This window comes from Ensifer sp. Root278 (assembly GCF_001429285.1).
Classification (GTDB): Bacteria; Pseudomonadota; Alphaproteobacteria; order Rhizobiales; family Rhizobiaceae; genus Ensifer.
Window position 1 is genome coordinate 280,150 of record NZ_LMJJ01000041.1, and the last position, 13,531, is coordinate 293,680.

The 13,531-nt window shown below is 62.2% G+C and carries 10 protein-coding genes; 9 read left to right on the top strand and 1 reads right to left on the bottom strand.

Translation table 11 applies throughout. The annotated features are described in order from the left end of the window. Positions 1 to 69: 69 nt before the first annotated feature. From ybgF to ASE60_RS27230, 9 genes are all read left to right on the top strand, one after another. The gene (ybgF, locus tag ASE60_RS27190; protein WP_057254698.1) at positions 70 to 1,107 is read left to right on the top strand and encodes a tol-pal system protein YbgF; all 1,038 of its coding nucleotides are present in this window, start codon (positions 70 to 72) and stop codon (positions 1,105 to 1,107) included. Between the two features lie 13 nt (positions 1,108 to 1,120). Then, positions 1,121 to 2,437, top strand: a complete 1,317-nt coding sequence (gene tilS / locus ASE60_RS27195; RefSeq protein ID WP_057254699.1) for a tRNA lysidine(34) synthetase TilS — start codon at positions 1,121 to 1,123, stop codon at positions 2,435 to 2,437. Between the two features lie 101 nt (positions 2,438 to 2,538). Next, the gene (gene ftsH, locus ASE60_RS27200; protein ID WP_057254700.1) at positions 2,539 to 4,479 is read left to right on the top strand and encodes an ATP-dependent zinc metalloprotease FtsH; all 1,941 of its coding nucleotides are present in this window, start codon (positions 2,539 to 2,541) and stop codon (positions 4,477 to 4,479) included. Between the two features lie 315 nt (positions 4,480 to 4,794). Beyond that, a complete protein-coding gene (gene glmM / locus ASE60_RS27205) occupies positions 4,795 to 6,147 on the top strand; it encodes a phosphoglucosamine mutase (RefSeq protein ID WP_057254701.1) in 1,353 nt (450 codons plus the stop codon). A 364-nt stretch (positions 6,148 to 6,511) separates the two neighbouring features. Continuing rightward, positions 6,512 to 7,339 carry an outer membrane protein gene (locus ASE60_RS27210; RefSeq protein ID WP_057254702.1) on the top strand — a complete coding sequence of 276 codons (828 nt, stop codon included), beginning with the start codon at positions 6,512 to 6,514 and terminating at the stop codon, positions 7,337 to 7,339. A 187-nt stretch (positions 7,340 to 7,526) separates the two neighbouring features. Then, positions 7,527 to 8,360: an outer membrane protein gene (locus tag ASE60_RS27215; protein ID WP_057254703.1), complete on the top strand. Its 834-nt coding sequence runs from the start codon at positions 7,527 to 7,529 to the stop codon at positions 8,358 to 8,360. Between the two features lie 255 nt (positions 8,361 to 8,615). Continuing rightward, positions 8,616 to 9,794 carry a phosphoserine transaminase gene (locus tag ASE60_RS27220; RefSeq protein ID WP_057254704.1) on the top strand — a complete coding sequence of 393 codons (1,179 nt, stop codon included), beginning with the start codon at positions 8,616 to 8,618 and terminating at the stop codon, positions 9,792 to 9,794. 132 nt (positions 9,795 to 9,926) lie between these two features. Next, complete coding sequence (serA, locus tag ASE60_RS27225; RefSeq protein WP_057254705.1) at positions 9,927 to 11,522, top strand: phosphoglycerate dehydrogenase; 1,596 nt, start codon at positions 9,927 to 9,929, stop codon at positions 11,520 to 11,522. A gap of 118 nt (positions 11,523 to 11,640) precedes the next feature. Beyond that, positions 11,641 to 12,147 (top strand): GNAT family N-acetyltransferase, encoded by a 507-nt coding sequence (locus ASE60_RS27230; protein ID WP_057254706.1) that lies wholly within the window; start codon positions 11,641 to 11,643, stop codon positions 12,145 to 12,147. 302 nt (positions 12,148 to 12,449) lie between these two features. Here the strand turns inward: ASE60_RS27230 and ASE60_RS27235 are convergent, their stop codons facing one another. After that, the gene (locus ASE60_RS27235) at positions 12,450 to 13,331 is read right to left on the bottom strand and encodes a DMT family transporter (RefSeq protein ID WP_057254707.1); all 882 of its coding nucleotides are present in this window, start codon (positions 13,329 to 13,331) and stop codon (positions 12,450 to 12,452) included. Positions 13,332 to 13,531 lie beyond the last annotated feature (200 nt).

A 13,531-nucleotide genomic window follows, 5' to 3' on the forward strand; every position in this document is an offset into this window, starting at 1 on the left:
GACTCGGCGAGATGTATTGCGGGGCCTGGTCAAGGGTGGGACAACCGGTATTCGAACAGGACAAATGAAATGAAGAAATTTGTCGTGGCGGGGCTGATCGGTCTTGCGGCCCTTGCGGGCCTGGGCCAGACGGCGAACGCCATGCCGCTTTCAGGGCTGCTGGCCCGAACGACTGAAACTCAAGCCGGCGCGCAGAACCTGCCCGTGGTGAAGGTGCAGTCGGCCGAGACCGCACGGCTTGGCCAGCTTGAGGAACAGATCCGCTCCCTCAACGGGCGTATCGAGGAAATGAGCTTCCAGCTGCTGCAGATGCAGGAGCAGATCCGGAAGTTCCAGGAGGACAACGAGTTCCGCTTCCAGGACCTGGAAAGCGGCAAGGCCTCCCCGAAGAAGAGCGGCGCATTGCAGACGCCGAAGACCAGCGATCAGGCGTCCGTCACCCCCGGGGTGACGGATAGCCAGACGATGGCACCGGCAGGSGGCGGCAGCGACATGGCTGCCTCCGGTCTTCCTTCGGCTGGTAGCCAGGGTTCCAATGGCGCGGCTGCGCCGACCACGCTTGGCCAGATCGTCTTCGACCAGAGCGGCAATCCGGTTTCGGCGACAACCGATGCTCAACCTGGCGCGAACGCGACGCCTCCGGGTGTCGAAGCCGGTGCGGGTCTGCCCGCCGACGATGGTGGCCTGAACGCTAACCCGGGCAATCAGCAGACCGCCTCGCTCGACAATCCCGGCGATCTCTACCAGTCGGCCTACGGCCACGTTCTCTCCGGTGACTACAGCATGGCGGAACAGGAATTCGGCGACTATCTGGCCGCGTTCCCGCAGGGCGACAAGGCGGCCGATGCCAGCTTCTGGCTGGGCGAGGCGCAATATTCGCAGGGCAAATACAGTGACGCGGCCAAGACCTTCCTGAACGCGCACCAGGCCCACGGCAAGTCGCCGAAGGCGCCGGAAATGCTGCTGAAGCTCGGCATGTCGCTGGGCGCGCTCGACAACAAGGAAACTGCCTGCGCGACGCTGCGCGAGGTCAACAAGCGCTACCCGAAGGCTTCGCCGGCGGTAAAGGCAAAGGTGACGAGCGAGCAGAGCCGTTTTGGCTGCTGAGGCCCACCCGCCAATGGCCGTTGTCGAAACGGCAAAACGATTTCTTGCCTCCTTCGACGGACCAGCACGTATTCTCGTGGCCGTCTCCGGCGGGAGCGACTCGAAAGGACTGCTTCTCGCTCTCAACGAGGCGATCGAGGCAACCAAGCCCACACAGTTTTCTCTGGCCGCCTGCACGGTCGATCATGCGCTGAGGCCGGAATCGGCCGATGAGGCGCGCGGTGTCGCGGCCTTTTGCGAGAGCCTGGGTGTACCGCATATCATCACCCGATGGGACGGGCCGAAGCCCAGGACCGGCATTCAGGCGGCGGCGCGCGAGGCGCGCTATGCATTGCTGGCCGACGCTGCGCAGTGCTTCGAAACGTCCTCAATCGTCACCGGTCACACGCTCGACGACCAGCGAGAGACGATCCTGATGCGCGCACAGCGCGGGGAGGGACCCGGTGCCGCGGGCATGGCGGAGGCCACGCTCTATGACCGGCGCATCTGGGTGCTGCGACCGTTCCTCACGCTCGACCGCACAGCCATTCGCGCCTTTCTCACCGACCGCAAAGTCGGCTGGTTCGATGATCCGAGCAACCTGAACACGCGCTTCGAGCGGGTACGTGCGCGGACCGCGTTGGCATCTTCGCTGGAGACCGGTGCCGGCGCCTGGGACGCCCGGTCCCGGGCGCGATCGTCGGCAGCTGCCGCCGCCCTGCTCGAACGGCACGTGCGGGTGCATGCGGGGTTGGTCGCGGAAATCCCTTCTTCGATGGCCGGCCAATGCCGCGACATCGATTGGCAACGGGCGCTGCTTGCGCTGGCGACCGTCCTCGGCGGCCGTGCACATCTGCCTGCGGCCGAGACGGTGGAACGGCTGGCAAATTTCCTGGAGCAGGGGACACCGGGGCGGCTGACCGCGGGACGCGTCGTCTTCGACCGGCGCTCGACCGGGCTCTATCTCTATCGGGAGGCGCGCGGTATCGAGGATCTGACGTTGCAGGCTGGGCAAACCGGCGTCTGGGATGACCGCCTTCTGATCCGCAATGGTGGCGACGGTCCTCTTGCGCTGACGGTGGAAGGCGGTCGCGGACCACAACAGCAGAGACTTATTGCCGCAGGCCTGCCACCGGGCGTTGCCGGTCGTGTGTCGTTGTCGGCGCCCCGCATCGTGTCCGACGACGTCAAAAATGTCGCATCTGCCACAATCGAGCCGAGGATCGGCCTCTACGACACCTTTTTGCCGAGTTTCGACAGGATCATGGCAGACAGGATCGCCGGATTGTTCGGACGAGAGCGTTATCTTCCGCCACCGGTTCACGATCTATTGACAGAAATGGAACGGTAGAAGCCGGTTTGCCTTGGCAATGCGTCGCCAGAACCCTATGTTAGGGAGCAAGACAGCGGCCCGGCGAAATGCGCGGGCCGTGACAGGTTCCGGGGAGTTCGATGAACCCTAATTTTCGTAATCTTGCCCTTTGGGCAATCATAGCGCTTCTGCTGATCGCGTTGTTCAGCATGTTCCAGCAGCCGACGGAGCGCACCGGCTCGCGCGAGATCCCGTTCTCGCAATTCCTCAAGGACGTGGATGCGAGCCGCGTCAAGGAAGTCGTGATCACCGGCTCGAAAGTGATCGGCAGCTATTCCGAAAGCGGCGCAACGTTCCAGACCTATGCGCCTTCAGTCGATACGGCGCTGACCGAGCGCCTTGAAGCCAAGGACGTGACGGTCACGGTTCGCCCGGAAACCGACGGCTCGTCCGGCTTCCTGAGCTACATCGGCACGCTTCTTCCGATGCTTCTGATCCTCGGCGTCTGGCTGTTCTTCATGCGCCAGATGCAGGGCGGGTCGCGCGGCGCCATGGGCTTTGGCAAGTCCAAGGCCAAGCTTCTGACGGAAGCGCATGGCCGCGTCACCTTTGACGACGTCGCCGGCGTCGACGAAGCCAAGCAGGACCTCGAAGAAATCGTCGAATTCCTGCGCGACCCGCAGAAGTTCCAGCGCCTCGGCGGACGCATTCCGCGCGGTGTGCTGCTCGTCGGCCCTCCCGGTACCGGTAAGACGCTGCTTGCACGCTCCGTAGCCGGCGAAGCCAACGTGCCGTTCTTCACGATCTCCGGTTCCGACTTCGTCGAAATGTTCGTCGGCGTTGGCGCCAGCCGTGTGCGTGACATGTTCGAGCAGGCAAAGAAGAATGCGCCCTGCATCATCTTCATCGACGAAATCGACGCTGTCGGTCGCCATCGTGGCGCCGGTCTCGGCGGCGGCAATGACGAGCGCGAACAGACGCTCAACCAGTTGCTGGTCGAGATGGACGGGTTCGAGGCAAACGAAGGCATCATCCTGATCGCGGCGACTAACCGTCCTGATGTTCTCGATCCGGCACTGCTGCGTCCCGGCCGCTTCGACCGCCAGGTCGTCGTGCCGAACCCGGATATCAACGGCCGCGAACGCATCCTCAAGGTGCATGTGCGCAACGTGCCGCTGGCGCCGAACGTCGACCTCAAGGTGCTTGCACGCGGTACGCCCGGCTTCTCCGGTGCTGACCTCATGAACCTCGTCAACGAGGCGGCGCTGATGGCCGCCCGCCGAAACAAGCGTCTTGTCACCATGCTCGAATTCGAGGATGCCAAGGACAAGATCATGATGGGTGCGGAGCGTCGCTCGTCGGCCATGACCGAAGCCGAGAAGAAGCTGACCGCCTATCACGAAGCCGGTCACGCGATCCTGGCGCTCAACGTTCCCTCGGCCGATCCGCTGCACAAGGCGACGATCATTCCGCGTGGACGGGCGCTTGGCATGGTCATGCAGCTGCCGGAAGGCGACCGCTATTCGATGAGCTACAAGTGGATGGTCTCGCGCCTTGCCATCATGATGGGCGGACGCGTTGCCGAGGAACTGACCTTCGGCAAGGAGAACATCACCTCGGGCGCATCGTCGGATATCGAGCAGGCGACCAAGCTTGCCCGTGCGATGGTGACGCAGTGGGGCTTCTCCGACCAGCTCGGCCAGGTTTCCTATGGTGAGAACCAGCAGGAAGTCTTCCTTGGCCACTCCGTTGCCCAGCAGAAGAACGTTTCTGAGGCGACCGCGCAGAAGATCGACAACGAAATCCGTCGTCTGATCGATGAGGCCTACGAGACCGCCCGCAAGATCCTCACCGAGAAGAACCACGAATTCGTGGCGCTGGCGGAAGGGCTGCTGGAATACGAAACCTTGACGGGCGAAGAGATCAAGGCGCTGATCCGCGGCGAAAAGCCGGCGCGCGACCTTGGCGACGACACGCCGCCGCATCGCGGCTCGGCCGTTCCTTCGGCAGGTTCCAAGAAGGAAGGTCCGGCGGGCAAGGGCGAAGAATCCGAAGGTGGGTTCGAGCCACAGCCGCAATAATTGCCACGGTTGGCAGTATATCCGAGCCGCCGCTCCTCAAGTGGAGCGGCGGCTTTTCGTTGCCACGCGGCCTCTGGCATTTGGTAACGGGATGTAACGATTTCTGATGTTAGGCTCGCTGCCGTTTGCTGCGCTTTTGTGTCAAAGAAGACATGACGTGTTTGCGATGGCTGTCCTTGAACGGAATGCTGATCGCCAGGCAGACGGCATTCAAGAAGTATGAATGAGGTCCGGTCAATGAAACCCAGTCGCGGAAAACGCAGACAGGCGGAGGTGGCCAAGCCAGCCCTGACCCGGCAGAACGATGGAGTTCTTATGAAGCGAAAGTATTTCGGCACCGACGGTATCCGCGGCCAGTCCAACTTGTTTCCGATGACACCGGATCTGGCGATGCGGGTCGGCATTGCGGTCGGTACGATCTTTCGCAACGGCGCTCACCGCCACCGCGTGGTGATCGGCAAGGATACGCGCCTTTCGGGCTATATGCTCGAGAACGCCATGGTGGCGGGCTTTACGGCCGCTGGTCTTGACGTCTTCCTGCTCGGGCCGATTCCGACGCCGGGTGTTGCCATGCTTACCCGCTCGCTGCGGGCCGATATCGGCGTGATGATCTCCGCCTCGCACAATCCCTTCCAGGACAACGGCATCAAGCTTTTCGGCCCAGACGGCTACAAGCTTTCCGACGATATCGAGGCGAAGATCGAGGCGTTGCTCGACCAGGATCTCTCGGGGCAGCTGGCGAAGTCGGAAGACATCGGTCGCGCGAAGCGCGTCGATGGCGACATCTATCGCTATCTGGAACATGCCAAGCGCACCTTGCCGCGCGACGTCACGCTTCAAGGTCTCAGGATCGCCGTCGACTGCGCCAATGGTGCAGCCTACAAGGTGGCGCCGACGGCGCTTTGGGAGCTTGGTGCGGAAGTCGTCACCATCGGCACCGAACCGAACGGTCTCAACATTAATCTCGATTGCGGCTCCACCCATCCCGCCACATTGTCGAAAAAGGTCCACGAAGTGCGCGCCGACATCGGCATTGCGCTCGATGGTGATGCCGACCGTGTGCTGATCGTCGATGAGAACGGCACAGTCATCGATGGCGACCAGCTGATGGCTGTGATCGCCGATAGCTGGGCCGAAGACGGCATGCTGCGCGGGGGTGCTGTTGCCGCCACCGTCATGTCGAACCTCGGCCTCGAGCGCTATCTCAAGGGACGCGGCATCGATCTGCGGCGCACGAAGGTCGGCGACCGCTATGTCGTCGAGCAGATGCGCCAGGACGGCCTGAACGTCGGCGGCGAACAGTCCGGCCATATCGTACTCTCCGATTTTGGCACAACCGGTGATGGCCTTGTTGCTGCTCTGCAGATCCTCGCGGTGATCAAGCGCCAGGGCAAGACGGTGAGCGAGGTGTGCCACCGCTTCGAGCCGGTGCCGCAGGTGCTGAAGAACGTTCGTGTTTCCGCCGGCAAGCCGCTCGAAGACGCCACTGTGCGCCAGGCGATCGCCGATGCCGAAGCGGAGCTCGCCAAGTCCGGCCGCCTGCTGATCCGGCCCTCCGGCACCGAGCCGCTCATTCGCGTGATGGCGGAAGGCGACGATCGTGGCCAGGTCGAGCGCATCGTCGACGAGCTGATCAATGTCATCGGCAGCGTTCGCAACGCCGCCTGAGACACCCAGAGACTGATTTCCCTCCAGGGCCGGTGCGACGCATCGGCCTCTTTTTTTGTCCTGCTGTGGCTTGAAAGCGGTGCCCGGGACGAGATCGTTCCATCCTTGGAATTCCGATCTGAAAGCGTTGCTGGCTTTGAGAGCGCGTTGTCCTGACGATTATTTAGCTGCACCTTAAGGGAACAGTATCGCCGACAGTAAAGCGGCACAACAACCGCAAGAATAGGCTGCTTTCTTAACAATCTCGGTAAACGTTTGTAGTTAATTGGAACTTAACCTTTCCTCCTCATTATCCATAACCAACATCGGGATTTGGGCACCGGTTTCATGGTGAACCAAGCAACGGAATGTATTGGAGTGGGCCATGAAGAGAATTTTGAGTGGCGTTGTTGCTATGTTGCTCAGCGGCACAGCAGCTTTTGCTGCGGATGTCTACCAACCGCCTATGGAGCCGGTGCCGGAGCAGCCCGTCGAGGTCGTCCAGACCAGCGGCTGGTACCTGCGCGGAGACGTCGGTTACGCCTGGAACCATCTGCGCGGCGCAAATTTCTACCAGGGGGGGCCGAGCGGCTCGATCGCGGATTTCGATTCCGCTGATATCGATGATTCCTGGGTAATCGGCGGCGGTGTCGGTTATCAGTTCAACAACTACCTGCGCGCCGACATCACGGCCGACTACTGGGGCAACGGCGACTTTGCCGGCTCGACCAGCGGCGGCTGCGGGCTCTTCCCGGGCGAGCCTTGCGTTTCGCGAGACATTAGCTCGGTTTCTGCGTGGAGCCTCATGGCCAACGCCTATGTGGACATCGGCACCTACGGTGCTTTCACCCCTTACGTCGGCGCCGGTATCGGTGCGACGCGCGTGAGCTGGGACGGGCTGCGCAACACGAGCTGCGTAGATGGCGACCCCACCCGATGCGACCCGACGACCAATCATGGCGGCAAGGACAGCTGGCGCTTCACCTACGCCCTCATGGCCGGCACCGCGATCGACCTGACCTGCAACCTGAAGGCGGATATCGGTTATCGCTTCCGCCAGGTCGATGATGGCGACATGTTCGGCTACGCCAACGGCGGCGGTCCGGGCTTCGACGATGGCTTCTATATCCACGAGGCGCGCGCTGGTCTGCGCTACTCCTTCGGCAATGTCTGCGAAGTGCCTTACGAGCCGCCGCCGATCGTCTACAAGTAATCGGACAGTATCCGACACGTACCAAGGCCACCTTCGGGTGGCCTTTTTCGTTGCCCCCAACCTTTGCCCGTTTCCTAACAGGCATGGTTAACCGGGGGTTAACCAGTCGCTGCAATAGTTAACGCTGAACGAAGCGGCGACGGCATGGCTCCATCCCGCACGGATAGTAGCGGTGAAAGGGCATGGCATGGATTGGCGAAACGGGTTCTGCGGAGCCGCTTTTGGTGCCGGCCTGCTTCTCTCTGGCGCCGCGCTGGCTGCTGACGAGGATCTCCTGAATGCCCCGGAGATCACCATCGAGAAAGAAACTGTCGGCACAAGCGCGATCTATCTGCGCGGCGATATCGGCTATGCACCCTGGCGCGGTGAGGGCGATCCCTATTACCGGACCTTCGATGCGGGCACACTGACCTATGACAGCGTCTCCTTCGACAATGCCCGCTTTGACAAGCCCTTCTCCGGTTCGCTCGGCGTCGGTTACCAGTTTACCGATACATTCCGCGCCGATCTGACGGCCGACTATTTCGAGGGTCGGTTCAGCGGTTCATCTTCTTCTGCCGGTCCTTGTGCCGGGCAGGGGGCGGGCACGTCCTGCGCTTTCTCGACCGGCGCCGATTACTCCGCCCTTGGATTGATGGCGAACGCCTATGTGGATTTCGGCACACTCGCAGGCTTCACGCCCTATGTCGGCGGCGGCATCGGCGCAACGCGCCTCAACTGGGACACGGCAATCGAACGCGCCACTTGTGTGGCCAGCGTTGGTGCTTGTGGCGGTTCGCCCACCTCGACCTCCTATGAGGGGCGCGACAGCTGGCGCTTCACCTATGCGCTGATGGCGGGCGTTTCCTATGATCTTAGCGAGCAGCTGAAGCTCGATGTCGGCTATCGTTACTCCCATATCGCCGATGGCGAGATGTTCGGCTTCGGCGCCGAGGCGCTGGTGGGGGCTGCCGGCGACAAGGGCTTCGACGACGGACTGTCCCGTCACGAGATCCGCGCCGGCCTGCGCTTCTCCTTCTAACGCCTTGAAGCGCCACAGTTTCGGCGACAACCGGGTCATATCGTTCCGCCGATCGCCTCAGCCTATTGCCAGGACGAAAGTGCCGGCCGGCAACAATCAGTCGGCAGGCATCGTTCTGCTTTTGCAGATCTTGCCCGCGGCGCCATAAATTTTCTCGATTGCGACAAAGCGCTTGACTTCCGGTCCCGTCCACAATATCGACGACGGCGGGACACCCTTCCCCAACGAAGGGCTATCTATCTGGAAGGATAGCACATGGCAAAGCCTGCACAGCCGGACCTCCGTCCGAACAATACCCATTTCTCTTCTGGTCCTTGCTCGAAGCGCCCCGGTTGGACGCTCGACGCTCTCTCCGATGCTCCGCTCGGTCGTTCGCACCGCGCCAAGATCGGCAAGACGAAGCTGAAGCAGGCCATTGATCTTACCCGTGACATTCTTGAAGTGCCGGCCGATTATCGCATCGGCATCGTGCCCGCTTCCGATACTGGCGCCGTCGAAATGGCGCTGTGGTCGCTGCTCGGTCAGCGTGGCGTCGACATGGTCGCCTGGGAAAGCTTTGGCGCCGGCTGGGTGACCGATGTGGTCAAGCAGCTGAAGCTTGCCGACGTGCGCAAGTTCGAAGCCGGCTACGGCGAACTTCCCGATCTTGCCAAGGTCGATTTCGACCGCGACGTGGTCTTCACCTGGAACGGTACGACCTCCGGCGTGCGTGTCCCGAACGCCGACTTCATTCCGGCCGACCGCAAGGGTCTGACCATCTGCGACGCGACGTCGGCCGCCTTTGCGCAGAACCTTGATTTCGCCAAGCTCGATGTCGTCACCTTCTCCTGGCAGAAGGTTCTCGGCGGTGAGGGCGCACACGGCGTCATCATCCTGTCGCCGCGTGCCGTCGAGCGTCTCTTGACCTACGTTCCGGCCTGGCCGCTGCCGAAGATCTTCCGCATGACCTCGGGCGGCAAGCTGATCGAGGGCATCTTCACCGGCGAGACGATCAACACGCCGTCGATGCTCTGCGTCGAGGACTATATCGATGCGCTCCTCTGGGCGCAGCAGGTCGGCGGGCTCAAGGGCCTGATGGCCCGCGCTGACGCCAACGCGCAAGCGATCTTCGACTTCGTCGCCGCCAATGACTGGATCGCCAACCTCGCGGTCAAGGACGAGACCCGCTCCAACACCTCGGTCTGCCTGAAGATCGTCGACAAGGACGTATTGGCGCTCGACGCCGACGGACAGGCGGCCTTCGCCAAGGGCGTGGTTGCGCTTCTCGAAAAGGAAGGCGTCGCCTTCGACATCGGCCACTATCGCGATGCGCCGTCGGGCCTTCGCATCTGGGCGGGTGCCACCATTGAGACCGCCGACATGAAAGCGTTGATGCCGTGGCTGACCTGGGCCTTCGAGACCCAGAAGGCAACGCTGACGCAGGCCGCGGCCTGATCAGACAAGGGGTGAGGAACAATGGACTTCGCCCGCATCTCACACTGATTTGAGTGATCCGCTTCGCTCCCCATGGGAGCGAGGCTTGGCTAACCGCATTCCCATTCAGACCTGATCTTTAAGGAGGCCCTCATGGCACCTCGCGTTCTCGTATCCGACGAACTGTCGGAAACCGCCGTCCAGATCTTCCGCGATCGCGGCGTCGAAGTCGATTTCCAGCCGAAGCTCGGCAAGGACAAGGACAAGCTCGCCGAAATCATCGGCAACTATGACGGCCTTGCCATCCGCTCGGCCACCAAGGCGACGGAAAAGCTGATCGCGGCTGCGACCAATCTCAAGGTCATCGGCCGCGCCGGCATCGGCGTCGACAATGTCGATATCCCGGCTGCCTCGCGTCGCGGTATCATCGTGATGAACACGCCCTTCGGCAACTCGATCACGACCGCCGAACACGCGATCGCGCTGCTCTTTGCCGTTGCCCGCCAGCTTCCGGCCGCCGATAACTCGACGCAGGCCGGCAAGTGGGAGAAGTCGCGCTTCATGGGTGTCGAGATCACCGGCAAGACGCTCGGCGTCATCGGTGCCGGCAACATCGGCTCGATCGTCTGCTCGCGCGCCATCGGCCTGAAGATGCACGTTCTCGCCTACGACCCGTTCCTGTCCAAGGAGCGCGCCGAGGAAATGGGCGTCACCAAGGTCGAACTCGACGAGCTGCTCGCCCACGCCGACTTCATCACCCTGCACGTGCCGCTGACCGACAAGACCCGCAACATCCTGAGTGCCGAAGCGCTGGCCAAGACGAAGCCGGGCGTGCGCATCGTCAACTGCGCTCGTGGCGGTCTCGTCGACGAGAAGGCGCTCGCCGAAGCGATCAAGTCCGGCCATGTTGCCGGCGCCGGCTTCGACGTCTTCGAGGTCGAGCCCGCCACCGAAAGCCCGCTCTTCGGCCTGCCGAACGTCGTCTGCACGCCGCATCTCGGCGCTTCGACCACGGAAGCCCAGGAGAACGTCGCCCTGCAGGTGGCCGAGCAGATGTCGGACTACCTGGTCAAGGGTGCCGTCTCCAACGCCATCAACATGCCGTCGATCACGGCTGAGGAAGCCCCGATCCTGAAGCCGTTCATCCGGCTTGCCGACGTTCTCGGCGCCTTCGTCGGCCAGGTGACCGAGAGCGCGATCAAGGAAATCGAGATCCTCTATGACGGCTCGACCGCCGGCATGAACACCAAGGCGCTGACGAGCGCGGTTCTCGCCGGTCTGATCCGCCCGCAGGTCGCCGACGTCAACATGGTTTCGGCGCCGGTGATGATCAAGGAAAAGGGCATCATCCTGTCCGAGGTCAAGCGCGACAAGACCGGCGTCTTCGACGGCTACATCAAGCTGACGGTGAAGACCGCCAACCAGACCCGCTCTGTGGCCGGCACGGTGTTTTCGGACGGCAAGCCGCGCTTCATCCAGATCAAGGGCATCAACCTTGATGCGGATGTCGGCAGCCACATGGTCTACATCACCAACACCGACGTTCCCGGCATGATCGGCTTCATCGGCATGACGCTCGGTGACGCCGGCGTCAACATCGCCAACTTCCAGCTCGGCCGCGAGAAGGAAGGCGGCGACGCGATTGCGCTGCTTTACGTTGACGGCGCCGTTTCCGAGGCTGTTCTTGACAAGCTGCGGGCCAATCAGGCAATCCGCCAGGCAAAGCCGCTGGTCTTCAACATCGATTGACGCCGGCACTGCAAGCGGCGGTGTGATCCGCCGCTGTGCCGACCCAATCACGGGACATATCGAAGACGCACCGGTGGCCGCCGGTGCGTTTTCCTGTTTCGAACGCATGTGACGAGAAATGACCGAAATGACATTCCGCTGGCGCGAGGCAAGCCTGCCCGATCTCGCCTCCGTATCGGAGATCCAGCTTGTGGTTCACCAGGCCTTTCCCGAGGACGATGCCGTACTTGCTGACCGCATCGCCTTGAGCCCTGCCGGGTGCTTCATGCTGGACGCGGCCGGGCAGTCGCGTGGCTACGTGTTGAGCCATCCTTGGCTTCGTGGCGCGCCGCCGTCGCTGAACAGCATGCTTGGCGAAATTCCTGATGCCGCCGACACCTGGTACATCCACGATCTCGCCCTTCTGCCCGAGATGCGTGGTTCCGGAGCGGGCGGCGGAATTCTTCCTGTTCTGGAGGATGCCGCCAGAACGGAAGCGTTGCGGTCGATGTCGCTCGTCTCCGTCAACGGATCCCGCAGTTTCTGGGAGAGGCAGGGTTTTGAAGTCCGGATGGACGAGCGGCTGGCACTGAAGCTCTCAAGCTACGGCGAGGAAGCGCTCTATATGGAGCGGCTTCTTGCCTGATAAATGAAAATGGCGCCGGAAACGGCGCCATTCAGGCTGCTGACAACCCCTAAAGATGGCTTTCTGCCGCGAGGGGTGTCCCGTTCCCCCTCATCCTCGCCCTTGTGGCGGGAATCCAGCAACCCGACGTCCGTCGGGTCCAAGGACTTGGGCTGATGCCGCAGGTCCAGCGGAACTGCTAGAGATTCCTGTGACGAGCACAGGAATGAGCGAGGTTTTGGGTGGCGCCAAGCCTCCCCAGCGAGCCTTCAATGAAAAGAGATATCTTTGCGCGACGCCTGCTCGGCAGACGCGAGGGGTCGTCAGCGCGGACGGCCCCTTTCGGCGATCGCGATGCCGCCAAGCACCAGCAGGAGCGCGACGAGATGGAAGAGATGGAAGGTCTCGCCGATCAGGAGCACCGAAAGGAGCGTCCCGAAGACCGGAATGGCATTGATGAACAGGCCGGCGCGGTTGGCGCCGATCATCTCGACGCCGCGGACATAGAGCACCTGCGACATCAGCGAGGGGAAGATCGCCGCATAGAGAACGATGATCCAGCCGGTGGGATCCGGCGCGATCGCCGTGCCGGTGCCGATTTCCCAGAAGAGCAGCGGCAGGGCGCTTAGAAGCGCGCCGAAGGCAGGCGCCGCGATGAAGCTTTGCCAGTGCATCGTCGGCTTGTAGCGCAGTGCGACGGTATAGCCGGCATAGACGACGCAGGCGATGATCATCAACGCGTCGCCGAAATTGAACTCGAGCGTCAACAGGCTCGAAATGTCGCCATGGGCTGCAGTCACCAATACGCCGATCAGGGTGACGGTAAAGCCGATCACCTGGGCGATCGACGCCCGCGTGCGAAACAGCACGAAGTTGAACAGGAAGATCAACATCGGAATGCCGGCCTGGAGAATAACGGCGTTGATGGCACTCGTATATTTCAGCGCCGAATAGAGCAGCGCGTTGAAGGTGGTGAAGCCGATCGCGCCGTAGGCGAGAAGCTGCAGCCAGTGCTTGCGGATCTTGTCCCAGTCGCGTCGGATCTGCGGCGTCATCAGCACCAGGATGACGACCAGCGCGAAGACCCAGCGCAAGGTCGTCAGCATCATCGGGCTTACGTGTCCGACCGCCATCTTGCCGGCGACGGAATTGCCGCCCCAGAAGAGTGCGGTGACGCAGAGATAGAAGTAGGCCCTGGAATTCACGATGCTCAGACCTGTGCGGGGATGGGCGACCTGTTGCCGCGATGGCGGGAGAGACGAAGATATAGGCGCTAAATCCCGCCCTTGTCATGCAAAAAGGGCGGAACGCCGGATATAACGGGGTCGCTTTCCAGATGACAACACAGTATAGATGCGCGGGTTTGAGAACAGCGCAGCTTCGTTTGCGCGCCTGCACAGGAAGA

What these genes read in the sequence shown, in the direction of transcription:
- ftsH (WP_057254700.1), top strand. Translation starts at nt 2,539, where the DNA reads ATGAACCCTAATTTTCGTAATCTTGCCCTTTGGGCAATCATAGCGCTT.
- tilS (WP_057254699.1), top strand. Translation starts at nt 1,121, where the DNA reads ATGGCCGTTGTCGAAACGGCAAAACGATTTCTTGCCTCCTTCGACGGA.
- ASE60_RS27230 (WP_057254706.1), top strand. Translation starts at nt 11,641, where the DNA reads ATGACCGAAATGACATTCCGCTGGCGCGAGGCAAGCCTGCCCGATCTC.
- glmM (WP_057254701.1), top strand. Translation starts at nt 4,795, where the DNA reads ATGAAGCGAAAGTATTTCGGCACCGACGGTATCCGCGGCCAGTCCAAC.
- ASE60_RS27210 (WP_057254702.1), top strand. Translation starts at nt 6,512, where the DNA reads ATGAAGAGAATTTTGAGTGGCGTTGTTGCTATGTTGCTCAGCGGCACA.
- serA (WP_057254705.1), top strand. Translation starts at nt 9,927, where the DNA reads ATGGCACCTCGCGTTCTCGTATCCGACGAACTGTCGGAAACCGCCGTC.
- ASE60_RS27215 (WP_057254703.1), top strand. Translation starts at nt 7,527, where the DNA reads ATGGATTGGCGAAACGGGTTCTGCGGAGCCGCTTTTGGTGCCGGCCTG.
- ASE60_RS27220 (WP_057254704.1), top strand. Translation starts at nt 8,616, where the DNA reads ATGGCAAAGCCTGCACAGCCGGACCTCCGTCCGAACAATACCCATTTC.